This is a genomic window from Streptomyces sp. SolWspMP-5a-2 (genome assembly GCF_900091845.1).
Classification (GTDB): Bacteria; Actinomycetota; Actinomycetes; order Streptomycetales; family Streptomycetaceae; genus Streptomyces; species Streptomyces doudnae.
In genome coordinates this window covers 35036-53031 of record NZ_FMCI01000148.1, presented here as the reverse complement: position 1 = coordinate 53031, position 17996 = coordinate 35036, and the positions used below count along the sequence as shown (strand labels likewise).

Genomic DNA, 17996 nt, shown 5'->3' with positions numbered 1-17996 from the left:
CCACTCTACGGCCGCGCGCCCGTCCGGGCGCGGTCCCCGGCCTCCGCGACCGGCCGCAGCACCCACGAACCCCGGACGTCCCGCGGCGCCTCCTCCAGCTCCAGCAGCCACACCTCGTTGCCGCCCTCCCGCAGCACGGGACCCGGCACGAACAGCGACCGCTGCGGGCCCACCGACCAGTACCGGCCCAGCGCGAAACCGTTCACCCACACGAACCCCCGCGTCCAGCCCGGCAGTTCCAGCCACGCGTCCCCCGCGCCCCGCACCCGCGCCGACCCCCGGTACAGCCCCCGCGCGCCGTCCCCCGGCAGCGCCCGCACCGCCACCGCGCGGACGTCCGCCGCCGACTCCAGCGCGTCCAGCCGCAGCCCGCGCGCGCTGACCCCGTGCAGGAACTGCCGCTCGTGCAGCAGCCCCCCGGTGATCCCCTTCGGCTCACCGGCGCGCGGACCGTAGTTGACCCGCCCCAGCGACTCCACCCACAGCTCCACGCGCGCGTCCCCCGCGACCGGCCGCTCAAGCGTCTCCGCGTCCTCCCGCAGGACACCCGCCCGCACCCCGTCCACGGACACCACGGCCAGGTCCCGCAGCCCCCTCGCCGTCAGCGGGTACGCCCCCCGCGGCCCCGGCACCCGCACCGCGTACCGCACCAGGCCGCGGTCGACGTCCAGCTCCTCGAACGTCGGCGGGACCGGCCGCGCGACCTCCGCGCCCCCGAACGCCTCCAGGACGGCGTCCGGCGGCGCCCAGCCCGCCACCACCGCCGCCACCCGCGCGGACAGCACCGGCGGCGCGGGCGGCACCTCGGGCGGCGGACCGTCCGCGAACCCGGCCAGCACCTCGCGGAACCGCCAGAACTTCTCCGTCGGCCGCCCGCACTCGTCGATCGGCGCGTCGTAGTCGTACGACGTCACGTCCGGCTCCAGCACCCCCTCGTGCCGCGCCCCGCCGCCCCGGTTGGCCCCCGCCCAGCCCCCGAAACTCGTCCCCCCGTGCGCCATGTACAGATTCACCGACGCCCCGCACTCCAGGATCTCCCGCAGCGCCTCCGCCGCGTCCCCCGCCTCCCGCACCGCGTGCGCCCCGCCCCAGTGGTCGAACCAGCCGCACCAGAACTCCATGCACATCAGCGGACCCGACGGACGGAACCGGCGCAGCGCATCGAACGCCTCCCGCGCCCCCGAACCGAAGTTCACCGTGGCGAGCACCCCCGGCACCGCGCCACCGCTCAGCATCTGGTCCTCCGGGCCGTCCGACGTGCACAGCGGCACCGTCACCCCGGCCTCCCGCAGCACACCCGCCAGCCGCTCCAGATAGACCCCGTCCGAGCCGTAACTGCCGTACTCGTTCTCCACCTGCACCAGGACCACCGGACCGCCCCGGTCGGCCTGCCGGGAGACCACCTCGGGCAGCAGCAGCCCGAACCACCGCTCCACCGCCGCGAGGAAGCCCGCGTCACGGGTACGCGCGCGTGCCCCCAGCTCCCCGGTCAGCCAGTGCGGCAGCCCGCCGTTCTCCCACTCGGCGCAGATGTACGGCCCGGGGCGCACGATCGCCCACAGCCCCGCCTCGCGCGCCGCGTCCAGGAACCGGCCCAGCGCCCCCACGTCCCGCAGCTCGCCAGGACGCGGCTCGTGCAGGTTCCACGGCACGTACGTCTCCACGCAGTTGAGGCCCATCGCCCGCAGCATCCGCAGCCGGTGCCCCCACTGCGCCTCGTGCACCCGGAAGTAGTGCAGCGCGCCCGACAGCAGCCGCACCGGGCGCCCGTCCAGCAGGAAATCCGCGTCCCCCACCCTGAACTCACTCATCCGCCCACCCTCACCCCCTGGCGGCGACCCCGTCCATGGACAAAGATCACGGCTACTTGGACCGAAGGACGGCCCGACCGAGGGACAGGCGGATGTACCACACCTGGATGCGGTTCTTCACCCCCGGACCGGCGCACCACCGGCTCGGTCTGGTCTGCCTCGGCGTCGGCCTCCAGCACGGCGCCCTGCCCCCGGTCGGCCCCCGCGTCCTCGACCACCACACCGCCGTCGTCATCAGCGCGGGCACCGGCCGCTACCTGCACCCCGACGGCCGCCCCACCCCCGTCACCGCGCCCGCCCTGCTCTGGCTCACCCCCGGCACCCCCCACCACTACGCGCCCGACCCCGCCACCGGCTGGGACGAGGGCTTCGTCGACTTCGCCGGACCCGCCACCGCCTCCTACACCGAACTCGGCTACATCGAGCCCGACCGGCCCGTGGTGCCCCTCTCCGACGCCACCGCGCCGCGCGCCGTCATCGCCCGCATGGCCCGCGCCGCCCGGCTCGGCAACCCCCTCCTCGAAGTGGAGACCGGCGCCGCCGTCCACGAACTCCTGGTCGCCCTGCGCCGCGCCCGCGCCGACCTCGCCCCCGACGGCGACCCCGTCCTGCGCTCCCTCGCCCGCGACGCGTTCAAGCCGATGTCCGTCGCCGACCACGCGGCCCGGCACGGGATGACCCCCGCCGAACTGCGCGCCGCCGTCCGCCGCGGCGCCGGATGCAGCCCCAAGGACTTCCTCCTCGGCATCCGCCTCGGCCGCGCCAAGGAACTCCTCGCCGCCACCGAACTCCCCGTCGCCGCCGTCGCCCGCCGGGTCGGCTACGACGACCCCGCCTACTTCTCCCGCCTCTTCACCCGCCGCGTCGGCACACCCCCCGTCCGCTTCCGCGCCCTCCAGGGCCGCGCCGTCCCCGGCGGCTGGAGCGACCGGGTGCCCGACCCCGCCGACCGGCCGGTCCTGCGCTCACCCGGCCGCCGGACCGGCTGACCCGGCCCGTGCCCCCGCGCCGGGACCCGTAGGGTGGTCGCCCATGACCACCAGCAACACCGGTACCGGTGACGTCGATCCCGCCGTCCGCGAGGAGCTCGGGCGGCTGCGCGACAGCATCGACAACATCGACGCGGCCGTCGTCCACATGCTCGCCGAACGCTTCAAGTGCACCCAGCAGGTCGGCCACCTCAAGGCCAGGCACCAGCTCCCGCCCGCCGACCCGGCCCGCGAGTCCCGCCAGATCGAACGGCTGCGCGCCCTCGCGGAGAGCGCCAAACTCGACCCCGCCTTCGCGGAGAAGTTCCTGACCTTCATCATCGCCGAGGTCATCAGGCACCACGAGTCCATCGCGTCCCACGCCGACGACGCCGAGGACACCGCGGACGGCCCCGCCCCGACGGCGCATTGACCTCGGAGGAAGCCACAGGGGCGTGACAGACGGCCCGGCGCGGGGCATGCTGCGCTGAGCACTCCTCGTCACCCGACGAGCACGCCCCGTCAGCGGACGTGGATCCACACCCGTGGACCACGCGGGAGGGACACCGGGACATGCCGCCGGACGCCGCCATCCTCATCGTCGACGACCACGAGGACACCCTCTACGCCCTGGAGAGCGCCCTCGCGCCGCTCGGCTACCGCCTGCTGCGCGCCACCAGCGGCGACGAGGCCCTCAAGCACGTCCTGCGCGGGCAGATCGGCCTGCTCCTGCTCGACGTCCGGATGCCCGGCGTCAGCGGCCTCGACGTGGTCCGCTACCTGCGCCGCCTGGAGCAGACCCAGCACATCCCGGTGATCCTGCTGACCGGCTTCGGCACCGACCAGGAACTCACCTCGGCCGCCTTCGGCCTCGGCGTCGCCGACCTCGTCATGAAACCCGTCGACCCCTGGACGCTGCGCACCAAGGTCCGCTACCTCTACGACGCCCACCAGCGCTCCGTCGCCCTCGAACGCGAGGTGCGCGCCCTGCGCGCCCGCACCGGCGGACACCATCCGCGCACCCCCGCGCCCACCGCCCCCGACCGGCGCCAGGCCCGCCCCCGCGCCGACACCGCCATCCCCGTCCAGCGCGACGGCGAGAACCGGACACCCGCCCAGGAGCCCGCTCCCGACCGGACATAACGCCTGTACCGGGCCGCCCCTGTGCCTCCTCCACGGCATCAGGCAGCATGTCCTGCATGTCCGTACTGACGCGCGACGAAGCGCAGACCCGTGCCAAGCTCCTCGACGTCCGCCGCTACACCATCGACCTGGACCTGACCAGCGGCGACGAGACCTTCGACGCCCTCACCGTCATCCAGTTCACCGCCCGCGCGGACGCGGACACCTTCGTCGAGCTGAAGCCCGCCGAACTGCGCTCCGCCACCCTCGACGGACACCCCCTCGACCCCGGCACCCTCACCGGCAACCGGCTGCCCCTCACCGGCCTCACCGCCGGCGACCACGAGCTGCGCGTCGACGCCGTCATGAGCTACTCCCGCACCGGCGAGGGCATGCACCGCTTCACCGACCCGACCGACGGCGAGACCTACCTCTACACCCAGCTCTTCCTGGACGACGTCCAGCGCGTCTTCGCCGCCTTCGACCAGCCCGACCTCAAGGCCGTCTTCGACCTCACCGTCACCGCCCCCGACGGCTGGACCGTCCTCGCCAACAGCGTCACCGAGCACCTCGGCGACGGCCGCTGGAAGGCCGCGCCCACCCCGCTCATCTCCACCTACCTCGTCGCCGTCGCCGCCGGACCCTGGCACTCCGTCCGCACCGAGCACCGCGGCCTGCCCTTCGGCCTCCACTGCCGCCGTTCCCTCGCCGCCCACCTCGACGCCGACGCCGACGAACTCCTCGACATCACCCGGCAGTGCTACGACCGCTACCACGAGAAGTTCGACGAGCCCTACCCCTTCGACTCCTACGACCAGGCGTTCGTCCCCGAGTTCAACGCCGGCGCCATGGAGAACCCCGGCCTCGTCACCTTCCGCGACGAGTTCGTCTACCGCTCCGCCGTCACCGACACCGAGCGCCAGACCCGCGCCATGGTCATCGCCCACGAGATGGCCCACATGTGGTTCGGCGACCTCGTCACCCTCCGCTGGTGGGACGACATCTGGCTGAACGAGTCCTTCGCCGAGTACATGGGCTACCAGACCCTCACCGAGGCCACCCGCTTCACCGACACCTGGACCGACTTCGGCGTCGTCCGCAAGCCCTGGGGCTACGACGCCGACCAGCGCCCCTCCACCCACCCCGTCGCCCCCGACGCCGTCGACGACACCGCCGCCGCGCTCCTCAACTTCGACGGCATCTCCTACGCCAAGGGCGCCTCCGCGCTGCGCCAACTCGTCACCTGGCTCGGCGAGAAGGACTTCCTCGCGGGCATCAACACCCACTTCGCCCGCCACCGCTTCGGCAACGCCGCCCTCGCCGACTTCCTCGACTCCCTCGCCTCGGCCACCGAACGGGACGTCCACGCCTGGGCCGACGCCTGGCTGCGCACCACCGGCGTCGACACCCTCACCCCCACCGTCGCCTCCGCGCCCGACGGCACCCGCACCCTCACCGTCACCCGCGCCGGACAGCGCCCCCACCGCGTCGCGGTCGGCGTCTACGACCAGGACCTCACCGACGACGACCGGCTCGTCCTGCGCGAACGCCTCCACCTCGACATCCCCCAGGACGACCCCCAGCCCCTCGGCAAGGCCCCCGCGCTCCTCGTCCTCAACGACGGCGACCTCACCTACGCCAAGGTCCGCTTCGACCCGCGCTCCGCCGACACCGTCCTCACCCGCCTGCGCGCCCTGCCCGAGCCCCTCACCCGGGCCGTCGCCTGGAACGCCCTGCGCGACGCCGTCCGCGACGGCGAACTCCCCGCCGCCCGCTACCTGGACACCGCCCGCGACCACCTCCCGCACGAGACGGACCTCGCCCTCGTCCAGGGCGTCCTCGCCTTCGCCATCGGCCAGATCACCGACCGCTACCTCGCCCCCGACCGGCGCCCCGCGGCCCTCGCCACCCTCACCGGGCTCTGCCGCGACCTCATCCGCCGCACCGAGGACGGCGACAACCCCGGCCTGCGCCTCATCGCCGTGCGCCACCTCGTCGACGTCTCCGCGCACCCCGACGCCATCGCCGCCTGGCTCGCCGACGGCACCGTGCCCGGCGGGCCCGAACTCGACCCCGAGCTGCGCTGGCGCGTCCTCGGCCGCCTCGCCGTCCTCGGCGCGACCGACGAGGACACCATCGCCGCCGAACTGCGCCGCGACCCCTCCGCCACCGGCCAGGAGGGCGCCGCCCGCTGCCGCGCCGCGCTTCCGGACCCGGACGCCAAACGGCGCGCCTGGGACGCCATGTTCAGCACCGACGACCTGTCGAACTACCTCTTCACCGCCACCGCCCGCGGCTTCTGGCAGCCCGAACAGGCCGACCTGGTCCGGGAGTACGTGCCCCGCTACTTCAAGGAGGCGCCCGCGCTGGCCGCCCGCCGCGGCCCCGCCATCGCCGCCGCCGCCGGGCGGTTCGCCTTCCCCGCCCACGCCGTCGACGGGGAGACCCTGCGCCTCGGCGAGAAGTGCCTGCGCAAGGCCGACCCCACCCCGGCCCTGCGCCGCAAACTCATCGACGAACTCGACGACCTCGCACGGGCCCTGAAGGTCCGCGGCCACGGCAGCGAGGGCGAGTGAAGCGGGGACCCGGCCGTATCACGCGGGGCGGGTGACCGGCGGGCCTGTACCTGTGTCGGCCGGGGGCGTGTGATCCCGGTCGGCGCCCGCTTCGGCCTGGGCCGTGTGTTCGTCGGCCCGCGCCCGCGCCCATGCCCGTGGCGTGCCTGTGCCCCTGCCCGCGCCCGCCCCCCCGGCAGCCGGAGTCGCGTGACGTGAGAAGTCACGCGGCTCCGCAGTCCCCCCACCGCTCCCGGGGCCGCGCCAGACGTACCCCTTTCGGGTCCACATCTCCGAACAGCCGGAGCGCCTCCCACCGGTGCGGCCAAGCTGGGACGGCGCCCGGGAGAACCGATCCACACCCACCCCGCGACAGGACCGACAGCCAGCCCCACGGCGCCCCGCACCCCCGCACCGCAGGCACCCGTGGAAGGACCACCCCCGCATGACCACCCCCCACCCCGAGCCCGACGCCTCCCGCGATCTCGTCGGCATCGGCATCGGCCCGAGCAACCTCTCCCTCGCCGCTCTCGCCGCCCCCCTCACCCGGCTCGACGCCGCCTTCTACGAGCAGCGCCCCCACTTCAGCTGGCACCCGGGCCTCCTCCTCGACGGCGCCCGCATCCAGGTCCCCTTCCTCGCCGACCTCGTCACCCTCGCCGACCCCGCGAGCCAGTGGACCTTCCTCAACTACCTGAAGACCCGCGACCGCCTCTTCCCGTTCTACTTCGCCGAGCACTTCCACATCGCGCGCGCCGAGTACGACGCCTACTGCCGCTGGGTCGCCGGCGAACTCCCCGCCCTGCACTTCGGCCACCAGGTCGACGCCGTGCGCTGGAACCCCGAACGCTCCCTGTTCGAGGTCGACTACACCCAGCTCGACGCCGACGGCGAGGCCGAGGCGCTCGGCCGCACCTTCACCCGCAACGTCGCCCTCGGCATCGGCACCGAGCCGTACGTCCCCGAGCCCCTCAAACCCCTCGTGGAGACCCCCGCCGTCCCCGTCGTCCACGCCGCCGACTACCTCACCCACCGCGACACCCTGCGCGCCGCGGGCCACGTCACCGTCATCGGCTCGGGGCAGTCGGGCGCCGAGATCTTCCTCGACCTCCTGCGCGACCGTCCCCCGGGCCGCGAACGGCTCCACTGGCTCGGCCGTACCGAGTCCTTCGCGCCCATGGAGTACTCCAAGCTCGGCCTGGAACACTTCACCCCCGACTACACGCGTTACTTCCACGCGCTCGGCGAGAGCACCCGCGACCGCCTCAACACCACCCAGTGGCAACTCCACAAGGGCATCGACGCCGACACCATCGCCGCCATCCACGCCGAGCTGTACCGGCGCACCCTGCACGGCGGCTGGCCCGACGCCGTCCTCACCCCCGGGGTCCGGGTCCGCACCGCGGGCCGCATCGCCACCACCCGGGTCGAACTCCACCTCGAACATGTGCAGCAGGCCACCCGCACCCGCCTCACCACCGACGCCGTCGTTCTCGCCACCGGCTACCGGGAACGGCCTCTCGACGGCGTCCTCGCCGGACTCGACCCCTACCTCCGCCGCGACAGCCGCGAACGCCCCCGCGTCGACGAGCGGTTCCGCCTGGTCCTCGACCCCTCCGTGACCACCACCGGCTGCCACGCCTACGTCCTGAACGCCGAACGCCACACCCACGGCGTCGGCGCCCCCGACCTCGGCCTCGCCGCCTGGCGCAGCGCCACCATCCTCAACTCCCTGACCGGCGAGGAGACTTACCGCCTCCCGGCCCGCACCGCCTTCACCACCTTCGGGCTCGACCAGCGCACCCCCCACATCCCCGCCGCCCGCCAGGCCACCGTCCTCACCCCCCTCGTCGAGGGCAGATGACGCCCGGCGCCCGACACGACGGCGCCCCGGCCGGCGACCTGCCGACCGGGGCGCACCGCGCGGGAAGCGGCTAGAACACGGGGGTCCCGTTCCGCGTCAGCCGCCAGTCCACCGACGCGAAGTCCTTCGGGTCCAGCACGCCCTTCGCCGTCACCCACTCGGCGATCCGGGTGCGGATCTCCGTCGACTCCGACCACACCTCCGTCGCCGACGCCACGTGCGGGAACGCGCCGCCGCCGTTGGCCCGGTAGTTGTTCACCGCCAGCACGAACTGCCGCGTGTCCGACAGCGCCGCGCCCTCGTACGTCAGGTTCTTGATCCGCGACCCGGCGGGCTGCGCGACGTCGATGTCGTAGGAGAGCCCCGACACGTAGTCGTAGTTGTAGTCGGGACGGTTGTTCGCGTTGGTCAGCTTCTCCACGTCGACCGGCGCACCGGCGGCCGTCTGCACGAAGTACTCCGCCGAGAACTCCAGGTACGCCCGCAGCTGCGCACCCGTCATCACCTTCGCGACCAGGGTGTTGTCGTACACGTACAGACCCGACAGGTCCCGGATCGTCACGCTCCCCGCCGGGATCTCCGAGGTCCGGGAGAAGGGCGACGCCTGCGCGAGCACCGGCAGCGACGCGTACTCCGTCCCCACCAGGGCCGCCTTGACGACGTCCTCCTGGACCTTGGTGATCAGGTCGATGATCGGCGCGTCCTTGTACCGGGCGTCGACCGTGGTCAGCGTCTCCGTCGCCGTACCGACGACCTGGTTCACGTACCGGACGACCTTGGCGTGCTGGTCCTTGATCAGCCGGGTGATCTTCGGGTCGTCCGCCACGGTGTTGGAGTTCAGCACCTTCGAGGCGACCGTCTCGACCGACCAGCGGCCCTTGGTGAACACCAGGCCGATGTCGAACACCGACAGCCGCTCCGCGAACGCCAGCGGCTCCGACAGCACGACCGTGCGGCCCGTCGCGGTGTTGGTGACCTTCAACTCCGGGATCTCCAGGTGCGCGTGGCCCACCAGGATCGCGTCGATCCCCGGCACCTGCTGCGCCACCAGGGCCGCGGAGTTCTCCACGTACGGGAGCTGGTCACCGTAGGACGACGTGCCCGAGGAGCCCGAGTGCGCCGAGACGATCACCACGTCCGCGCCCATCGAGCGCAGCTTCGGCACCCACTTCGCCGCCTGCTCCTCAAGGCCGGGGAACGTCAACTTGCCCTGCACGTACGCCTTGTCCCAGATCGCGATGCCCGGGTTCGTCAGGCCGAGCACCGCCACCTTCACCGGCGGGGCGCCCTTCACGTGGAACGTCTTCATGACGTAGGGCTGGAAGGCGGGCTTCAGCGTCTTCGCGTCGACCGCGTTCGCGCCCAGCAGCGGGAACCGGAGCTGGCTCTCGAACTTCCGCAGCGTCTCGATGCCGTAGTTGAACTCGTGGTTGCCCAGCGCGGCCGCGTCGTACCCGATCGCGTTCATCGCCTGCGCCATCGGGTGCACCGGGCCGCGCTTGGCGGTGATCGGGTCGACCTTCGCGTAGTAGTACGTCAGCGGCGTGCCCTGGATCGTGTCGCCCGCGTCGATGAGCAGCGTGTTCTCGCGGCCCTTCTCCTTGCGGATCGCGTTCACCAGCGTCGAGATCCGGGCCAGGCCCTGCGCGTTGCCCGCGCTGTCCGTGTACTCCGCGTCCTTGAAGTAGTCCCAGTTGAAGACATGCCCGTGAAGGTCGGTGGTGCCCAGCACGGTCAGCGCGTACCGCTTCGCGGGCTTCGGGTGCGGGTGTCCGTGTCCGTGGCCGGGTGCCGCCTCCGCCGCGGGAGCCGTCACGGCACCGGTCAGGGCCACCCCGGCCCCGGTCACGGCGGACTTCGTCAGAAACTTCCGGCGGTTCAACGGCATGTCTGGATCTCCTGGAGGAAAAGGTCGATGACGCGCGTAGATTCTGACCCGCTCCCGGTGCCCGGCAATAGGTCTGCGAGGTTTCGATCTGGTGACCGAACACCGGTGCGGACACTCTCCCGATCGACCGAGACATGACAGAGTGGGGCGTATGACCACCCCCACGCCCGGCCACCCCCACCCCACCCCCGACGCGCCGCACATCGCCGTCCGCGGCGAGGCCCACCTGGAGGCCGACCCCGAGATCGCCCGCGTCGGCATCACCCTCACCGCCCGCGGCAAGGACCGCCGCGCCACCCTCGACGACCTCACCCGGCGCAACGCGACCACCCTCGACCTGCTCAAGAGCTACGGCGACGCCGTCGAGCACCTGGAGACCGGCCACTTCTCCCTCGCCCCCGAACTCGCCCCGCGCGGCCGGGGCGAACGCGTCCGCACCTACCACGGCAGCGTCCATCTCACCGTCGAGTTCGGCGACTTCACCGCCCTCGGTGAACTCACCACCAAGCTCGCCGACCACGACCTCACCCGCCTCGACGGGCCCTCGTGGAGCCTGCGCCCCGACTCGCCCGTCCACGCCCGCGCCCGGCGGCAGGCCGTCAAGGAGGCCGTCCAGCGCGCCCGCGAGTACGCCGAGGCCCTCGGCACCACCCTCGCCGCGCTCCTGGAGATTGCCGACATCGGCGCCGACATCCCGCAGCCCTACCCGGCGGGTCCCGGCCGCGCCCGCTCCATGGCCTTCGCGGGTCCCGCCGACGACACCCCCGCACCGCTCGATCTCGAACCCCAGCGGCAGGAAATCCACGCCGCCGTCAATGCCCGTTTCACGCTGGTGCCCCCGCGCCTCTGAAAAGCAATGAATATGCTCATCGGAGCGGATCTCCTTATCATTCGAGATCTGTTCACGACGTTTCATCCACCGGTCGTCGAACGGACACGCACGCCCAATTCCCTACCCATCGGTAAGCCCTAGGCTTCACGGTATGCGCCGCGCAAAGATCGTCTGTACCCTGGGCCCCGCCACCGACTCGTACGACCAGATCAAAGCACTGGTCGAGGCCGGAATGGACGTCGCCCGACTCAACCTCAGCCACGGCTCCCACGCCGAACACGAGGAGCGATACCGACGCGTCCGAAAGGCCGCCGAGGAGATCGGCCACAATGTCGGAATGCTCGCCGATCTTCAGGGTCCGAAGATCCGCCTGGGCCGATTCACCGAAGGCCCCGTACTTCTCGAACGCGGCGACACCTTCACCATCACCGTTGAAGAGGACGCGCCCGGCGACCGCCACTCCTGCGGCACCACCCACGCCGGTCTCGCCGCCGACGTCGCCCCCGGTGAACGCGTCCTCGTCGACGACGGCAGGGTCTGCCTCGAAGTCACCGCCGTCGACGGACCCCGCGTCCGCACCCGGGTCGTCGAGGGCGGCGTCGTCTCCGACCACAAGGGCCTCAACCTGCCCGGCGTCGCCGTCTCCGTGCCCGCCCTCTCCGGCAAGGACGAGGACGACCTGCGCTGGGCCCTGCGCACCGGCTTCGACGTCGTCGCGCTCTCCTTCGTCCGCAGCGGCCGCGACATCCTCGACGTCCACCGCATCATGGACGAGGAGGGCCGCCGCGTCCCGGTCATCGCCAAGGTCGAGAAGCCCCAGGCCGTCGACGCGCTCGACGACATCGTCGCCGCCTTCGACGGCATCATGGTCGCCCGCGGCGACCTCGGCGTCGAGATGCCCCTCGAACAGGTGCCCATCGTCCAGAAGCGCGCCGTCGCCCTCGCCCGGCGCAACGCCAAACCGGTCATCGTCGCCACCCAGATGCTCGACTCCATGATCGACAACTCCCGGCCGACCCGCGCCGAGGCGTCCGACGTCGCCAACGCGGTCCTCGACGGCACCGACGCCGTGATGCTCTCCGGCGAGACCAGCGTCGGCAAGCACCCGGTGGAGACCGTCCGCACCATGGCGAGGATCGTCGAGGCCGCCGAGGAGGACCTCCTCGCCGACGGGCTGCCCCCGCTCACCGAGCAGAACAAACCGCGCACCCAGGGCGGTGCCGTCGCCCGCGCCGCCGCCGAGATCGGCGACTTCGTCGGGGCCAAGTTCCTGGTCGCCTTCACCCAGTCGGGCGACACCGTCCGCCGTCTCTCCCGCTACCGCTCGCCGATCCCGCTCCTCGCCTTCACGCCCGACCCGGCCACCCGCGCCCAGCTCAATCTGACCTGGGGCGTCGACACCTTCCTCGGCCCGCGCGTCGACTCCACCGACGCCATGGTCGACCAGGTCGACGAACTCCTGCTGGCCCACGGACGCTGCGAGACGGGGGACGTCGTCGTCATCACGGCGGGCTCACCGCCCGGGGTGTCGGGGTCCACCAACCTGGTCCGCATCCACCACATCGGCGAGGACGACAGCCCGAAGTAGCGGGCGGGTCCGGTCCCCCGACGGCCGGCGGGGCGGGCTCCCGCCGGCCGCCGGGCGCACGCCGGGAGTGATCCCGGCTACACACAGCAGAAAGCGGATGTCCACACCAGTGGACATCCGCTCCGTTGGGCATCCTTCGATACGAAGGCGAGTGCCCCGAGTCGGATTCGAACCGACGCTGTCGGTGGTTTGAGCACCGTGTCTCTACCGCTGGACTACCGGGGCTTCCTCTCACACACAGGTCAGAGTCACCTGCTGCGCGTTACCTTACCCCAGCTAGGTAGGCTCTTGGGAGCAGCACCCAGCCCCGGACAAGGAGCCCCCGTGACCGCCCCCGAGTCGCCCCAGCCCGCAGACGCGCCCGACGACGACAAGTCGCACGTGCCTCCGCTGACGACCCGTGTCGTCATCGCCGAGGACGAGGCCCTGATCCGGCTCGATCTGAAAGAGATGCTGGAGGAGGAGGGGTACAGCGTCGTCGGCGAGGCGGGAGACGGTGAGCAGGCCGTCGAGCTGGCCCGCGAGCACCGCCCCGACCTGGTGATCCTGGACGTCAAGATGCCGAAGCTCGACGGCATCTCCGCGGCCGAGAAGATCGCCGGGGACCGCATCGCGCCGGTCCTGATGCTGACCGCGTTCTCCCAGCGCGACCTGGTGGAGCGGGCCAGGGACGCCGGTGCGATGGCGTACCTGGTGAAGCCGTTCAGCAAGAGCGACGTCGTCCCGGCGATCGAGATGGCCGTCTCGCGGTTCACCGAGCTGAAGGAGCTGGAGAAGGAGGTCGCGGACCTCTCCCAGCGCCTGGAGACGCGCAAGCTGGTGGACCGGGCCAAGTCGGTGCTCCAGACCGAGTACGGCCTGACCGAGCCCGCCGCGTTCCGGTGGATCCAGAAGACGTCGATGGACCGCCGCATGTCGATGCAGCAGGTGGCGGAGGCGGTCATCCAGGACGCGCAGGAGAAGAAGGCCGCCAAGGGCTGAGCCGCCCGCAACGGTCGGAGGCCCGCGTCCCCGAGGGGGCGCGGGCCTCGTCGTGTGCCGGGGGAGGGGTCAGTCCTCGCCCAGGTACGCCTTGCGGACGGACTCGTCGTGCAGGAGGTCGCCGCCGGTGCCGGAGAGCACGATGCTGCCGACCTCCATGACGTGGCCGTGGTCGGCGAGGGAGAGCGCGGCCTGGGCGTTCTGCTCGACGAGCAGGATCGTGGTGCCCTGGGACTTCAGCTCGGCGATCGTCGACATGATCTTCTGCATCATGATCGGCGAGAGGCCCATGGAGGGTTCGTCGAGCATGAGCAGCTTGGGCTGCGACATCAGGGCGCGGCCCATGGCGAGCATCTGCTGCTCACCGCCGGAGAGGGTGCCCGCGGCCTGCTTGCGGCGCTCCCCGAGGATGGGGAAGAGGTCGTAGGCGCGCTGGATGTCCTTCTCGATCCCCTCCTTGTCCTTGCGCAGGAACGCTCCGAGCTGGAGGTTCTCGGCGATGGAGAGCCGCGGGAAGATGTGCCGGCCCTCGGGGGAGTGGGCGAGGCCGAGAGCGACGATCTTGTGCGCGGGGACGCCGACGAGCGGCCTGCCCTCGAAGGTGATCCTCCCGGAGCTGGGCTTGAGCAGCCCGGAGAGGGTGCGCAGGGTGGTGGTCTTCCCGGCGCCGTTGGTGCCGATCAGGGTGACGACCTGGCCAGCCTCGACCGTGAAGGAGATGCCCTTGACGGCTTCGATCTTGCCGTAGGAGACCCTGAGATCCTCGACCTCCAGCAGTGCGGTCACTGGACTTCTCCCTTGGTGGTGCTGGGGTCGCCTTCGAAGGGCTCGCCGAGGTAGGCCGCGACGACGCGCTCGTCGGCCTGGACCACGTCGGAGGTGCCCTCGACGAGCTTCTCGCCCTGGACGAGGACCGCGACGCGGTCGCAGAGGTTGAAGATGAAGCGCATGTCGTGCTCGATGACGAGGACGGCGACGCCCCGGTCCCGGATGGCGAAGACGAGTTCCTCGGTGGTCCTGGTCTCCTGCGGGTTCATGCCCGCGGTGGGCTCGTCGAGCAGGAGGAGGCCGGGTTCGGAGGCGAGGGCGCGGGCGATCTCCAGCTTGCGCTGCTCGCCGTAGGGGAGGTTGCGGGCCAGGTGGTCGCGCTTGTGGGCGAGACCGATGAACTCCAGGAGTTCCATGGCGCGTTCTTCGCTGTCGCGCTCCGCCTTCTTGAAGCCGGGGCCGCGCAGGAGCGCGGACCAGAGCCCTTCCTTGGTCCGGGTGTGCCGGCCGACGAGGACGTTCTCCAGGACGGTCATGTTGGCGAAGAGCCGGATGTTCTGGAAGGTGCGGGCGATGCCCGCCTTGGTGACGAGGTGGGGCTTGGGCGGCAGGACGGTGCCCTGGTAGGAGACGGTGCCCTCGGTGGGCACGTAGAGGCCGGTGAGGCAGTTGAAGAAGGTGGTCTTCCCGGCGCCGTTGGGGCCGATGAGACCGACGATCTCCCCGGAGTTGACGGTGAAGTCGACGGACCGGACGGCGGTCAGGCCGCCGAACCGCATGGTGACGTCGCGGGCTTCGAGTACAGGTGTCGTCATGGGTCTCACGTCCCTGCCTTGGTGACGGCCGGTTCGTCGGTCAGCGTCGTGGTGTCCGGTACGTCGAGTTGGCCGGTCTCGTGGAATTCGAGCTGGCGCCTGCGGTTGGCGATGATGCCCTCGGGCCGGAAGCGCATCAGGAGGATGAGGGCGACGCCGAAGGCCAGCAGCGACTTGTCCTGGAGGAAGACCAGCTTCTCCGGGAGCAGGTAGAGCAGGGCGGCGCCGAGCAGGGGTCCCGCCACCGTGCCCATGCCGCCGAGGACGACGGCGGCCAGCAGGAACGCCGAGTTGGGCGGCGTCGAACCGGCGAACTGGTAGGGGTTGGGCACCACGCTGTAGGTGACGTGGGCGCTGACCGTTCCGGCCAGACCGGCGAGGGAGGCGCCGAGGGCGAACGCGACGAGCTTCACGCGGAAGCCGTTGATGCCCATGGCGGTGGCCGCCGTCTCGTCCTCGCGGATGGCGATCCAGGAGCGGCCGATGCGGGAGTCCGCGGCGCGGGTGTAGACCAGGACGACCAGCGCCATGATCAGGACCATCAGCAGGTAGTAGTTGGCGAAGCGGCCGAGGGTGAAGCCGCCGACGTCGTGCGCCTCGCCGAAGTTGAACCCGAGGAAGGACAGGTCGGGGATGGAGGGGATGCCGTTGGGGCCGTTGGTGATGTCGGGCCCGGAGTCGCCGTCCATGTTGTTGACGGCGATGCGGAAGATCTCACCGAAGCCGAGCGTGACGATGGCGAGGTAGTCGCCGCGCAGCCGCAGGGTCGGCGCGCCGATGAGGACGCCGAAGATGAGGCTGGCCGCCGCGCCGGAGAGGGCCGCGGCCCAGAACGGGAACTGGACGCCGGAGAACTTGGAGAACTCGGAGCCGGAGACGAGCGCGGCGGTGTAGGCGCCGACGCCGAGGAAGGCGACGTAGCCGAGGTCGAGGAGTCCGGCGAGGCCGACGACGATGTTCAGGCCGAGGGCGACGGTCCCGAAGATGAGGATGTTGACGCCGATGTTGGCGTAGTGGTCGTCGGTCTGGGTGAACGGGAACGCGATCGCCGCGAGGAAGCCCATGGCGAGGGCGAAGCTGCGGTTGCCCGCGAGCAGTTGGGAGAAGCGGTCGAGGAGTCCCGCGGTGTGCAGGGCCCAGATGGTGAAGACGACGACGATCAGGTAGCCGATGAACAGCTCGCCGTACTCGGTGTCGATGCCGTAGGTGAAGACGATCAGTCCGACGACGGCGACGGCCGTGATGGCGGCGCGCTGCACCCACGGGGTGGTGGCCTCGGCCGCCGGGATCCGGTCGGGCTTGGCGATCCGCTTCCCGAGGGCGGTCGCGAGGTCCTCGCCCCGGTGCTCGGCGGGCAGTGCGAGCGCGCCGACGAGGGGGACGAGGGAGGCGACGGCGGCGATGAACCCGCCGGGTTCGAGGTTGGCGAGCCCGCCGAGTTTGATGGTGATCGCGAGGACCGTGTACCAGGTGGTGCCGAAGCCGCCGACCGCGACGAGCAGGAGGGGCGCGTGGTTCCCGGCGGGCGTGAGCCAGCGCAGGCCGCGGACCCGGTAGGCGGACAGGGCGAAGAGGGCGGTGAGGAGTCCGGCGGTGAAGGTGAGCCACTGGAGGCCGCCGGGGTAGCCGCTGACGGTCAGGTCGCCGGGGAACTCCGCGGTCCACGTCCAGGCGAGGAAGGTGGAGGCGGCGGTGGCGATCCCGCCCGCGAGCAGCAGGGGCAGCGCGGTGGCGGGAGGCAGGGGGACGAGGCCGCGGGCGGCGGGCGCGGGGGCCCGGTCGGCGGGCGGGGTCGTGGTCGTCTCGGTCATGTGGTCACGCCCTGTCCGCTACGCGTTCGCCGAGCAGGCCCTGTGGCCGGAACAGCAGCACGAGGATGAGGAGACAGAAGGCCCAGACGTTGGCCCAGCTCTGGCCGCCGAGCTGCTGCATGCCGGGTATCTCGTCGATGTAGGCGGAGGCGAGGGTCTCGGCGATGCCGAGGACGATGCCGCCGAGCATGGCGCCGTAGATGTTGCCGATGCCGCCGAGGACGGCCGCGGTGAACGCCTTGAGGCCCATGAGGAAGCCCATGCGGTAGTCGACGTTGCCGTACTTGAGGCCGTAGGCGACGGCGGCGACGGCCGCGAAGAACCCGCCGATGGCGAAGGCGACGACGATGATGCGGTTGGTGTCGATGCCCATCAGCTGCGCGGTGTCCGGGTCCTGCGCGGTGGCCTGCATGGCGCGGCCGGTGCGGCTCTTGCGGACGAACCAGGCCAGGCCCGACATGCAGACGATCGCGGCGAGGATGAGGAAGATGTCGGCGTCCTTGATGGTGACGGAGCCGATGTCATGGGTGGCGTCGAGGCCGGGGAACGCGCGGGCGCGGTCGGCGCCGGGGTAGAAGTTGCGCACGACCTCCTGGAGCGCCAGGGAGAGGCCGATGGCGGTGATGAGGGGTGCCAGACGGGGTGCTCCGCGCAGGGGCCGGTAGGCGAACCGTTCCGCTCCGACGGCGATGAGGACGGCGACGATGGCGCCGCCGATCAGCATCAGGGGGACGGCGACCAGCATGTTGGTGCCGTCGGGCAGGATGTAGAGGTAGACCGTGAGAGCGCCGAAGGCGCCGGTCATGAAGATCTCGCCGTGCGCGAAGTTGATGAGCTGGACGATGCCGTACACCATCGTGTAGCCGATGGCGATAAGCCCGTACATCGAGCCTAGGAGCAGCCCGTTGGCCAGCTGCTGCGGCAGGGTGTTCACCGCGTGGCCTCCATGTCGCTGGTGGTCGTGTGCACTGATCGTGCGCGGGGGTGGGGGTG

General features: G+C 71.7%; 14 protein-coding genes and 1 tRNA gene. 8 read left to right on the top strand and 7 right to left on the bottom strand.

What is annotated here, in order from left to right:
- Positions 1-5: 5 nt before the first annotated feature.
- A complete protein-coding gene (locus GA0115242_RS14920; protein ID WP_093828526.1) occupies positions 6-1811 on the bottom strand; it encodes a glycoside hydrolase family 35 protein in 1806 nt (601 codons plus the stop codon).
- Positions 1812-1903: 92 nt separating this feature from the next.
- Here GA0115242_RS14920 and GA0115242_RS14915 point away from each other — a divergent pair, with 92 nt between their 5' ends.
- The 5 genes from GA0115242_RS14915 (at position 1904) to GA0115242_RS14895 (ending at position 8320) form a co-directional block, all read left to right on the top strand.
- Positions 1904-2800, top strand: a complete 897-nt coding sequence (locus GA0115242_RS14915; RefSeq protein WP_093828524.1) for a helix-turn-helix domain-containing protein — start codon at positions 1904-1906, stop codon at positions 2798-2800.
- Between the two features lie 43 nt (positions 2801-2843).
- Positions 2844-3212: a chorismate mutase gene (locus tag GA0115242_RS14910; protein ID WP_093828522.1), complete on the top strand. Its 369-nt coding sequence runs from the start codon at positions 2844-2846 to the stop codon at positions 3210-3212.
- A gap of 140 nt (positions 3213-3352) precedes the next feature.
- Positions 3353-3922, top strand: coding sequence for a response regulator (locus GA0115242_RS14905; protein ID WP_093828520.1), 570 nt, complete (start codon positions 3353-3355; stop codon positions 3920-3922).
- Between the two features lie 56 nt (positions 3923-3978).
- Positions 3979-6477 carry an aminopeptidase N gene (pepN, locus tag GA0115242_RS14900; RefSeq protein WP_093828518.1) on the top strand — a complete coding sequence of 833 codons (2499 nt, stop codon included), beginning with the start codon at positions 3979-3981 and terminating at the stop codon, positions 6475-6477.
- A gap of 424 nt (positions 6478-6901) precedes the next feature.
- Positions 6902-8320 (top strand): lysine N(6)-hydroxylase/L-ornithine N(5)-oxygenase family protein, encoded by a 1419-nt coding sequence (locus tag GA0115242_RS14895; RefSeq protein WP_093828516.1) that lies wholly within the window; start codon positions 6902-6904, stop codon positions 8318-8320.
- Positions 8321-8390: 70 nt separating this feature from the next.
- Here GA0115242_RS14895 and GA0115242_RS14890 read toward each other — a convergent pair whose 3' ends face one another.
- On the bottom strand, positions 8391-10208 hold the full coding sequence (locus GA0115242_RS14890; protein ID WP_093828514.1) for a bifunctional metallophosphatase/5'-nucleotidase: 1818 nt from the start codon (positions 10206-10208) through the stop codon (positions 8391-8393).
- Between the two features lie 151 nt (positions 10209-10359).
- Here GA0115242_RS14890 and GA0115242_RS14885 point away from each other — a divergent pair, with 151 nt between their 5' ends.
- The gene (locus GA0115242_RS14885) at positions 10360-11058 is read left to right on the top strand and encodes an SIMPL domain-containing protein (RefSeq protein WP_093828512.1); all 699 of its coding nucleotides are present in this window, start codon (positions 10360-10362) and stop codon (positions 11056-11058) included.
- A gap of 133 nt (positions 11059-11191) precedes the next feature.
- A complete protein-coding gene (pyk, locus tag GA0115242_RS14880; protein WP_093828510.1) occupies positions 11192-12628 on the top strand; it encodes a pyruvate kinase in 1437 nt (478 codons plus the stop codon).
- 152 nt (positions 12629-12780) lie between these two features.
- On the opposite strand, the gene GA0115242_RS14875 is transcribed toward pyk, so the two are convergent.
- Positions 12781-12853 (bottom strand) — tRNA-Leu (locus GA0115242_RS14875).
- Positions 12854-12952: 99 nt separating this feature from the next.
- Between GA0115242_RS14875 and GA0115242_RS14870 the strand changes: the two genes are divergently transcribed.
- Positions 12953-13609, top strand: a complete 657-nt coding sequence (locus GA0115242_RS14870; RefSeq protein WP_093828508.1) for an ANTAR domain-containing response regulator — start codon at positions 12953-12955, stop codon at positions 13607-13609.
- Between the two features lie 69 nt (positions 13610-13678).
- On the opposite strand, the gene GA0115242_RS14865 is transcribed toward GA0115242_RS14870, so the two are convergent.
- From GA0115242_RS14865 to GA0115242_RS14850, 4 genes are read right to left on the bottom strand one after another with little or no spacing between them, the layout of a single operon-like run.
- The gene (locus tag GA0115242_RS14865; RefSeq protein WP_093828506.1) at positions 13679-14395 is read right to left on the bottom strand and encodes an ABC transporter ATP-binding protein; all 717 of its coding nucleotides are present in this window, start codon (positions 14393-14395) and stop codon (positions 13679-13681) included.
- The gene (locus tag GA0115242_RS14860; protein ID WP_093828504.1) at positions 14392-15192 is read right to left on the bottom strand and encodes an ABC transporter ATP-binding protein; all 801 of its coding nucleotides are present in this window, start codon (positions 15190-15192) and stop codon (positions 14392-14394) included. Before GA0115242_RS14860 ends, GA0115242_RS14865 begins: the two co-directional genes overlap by 4 nt.
- A 5-nt stretch (positions 15193-15197) precedes the next feature.
- Complete coding sequence (locus GA0115242_RS14855) at positions 15198-17003, bottom strand: branched-chain amino acid ABC transporter permease (RefSeq protein WP_093828502.1); 1806 nt, start codon at positions 17001-17003, stop codon at positions 15198-15200.
- 4 nt (positions 17004-17007) lie between these two features.
- Positions 17008-17937, bottom strand: coding sequence for a branched-chain amino acid ABC transporter permease (locus tag GA0115242_RS14850; RefSeq protein WP_093828500.1), 930 nt, complete (start codon positions 17935-17937; stop codon positions 17008-17010).
- Between the last annotated feature and the right edge of the window lie 59 nt (positions 17938-17996).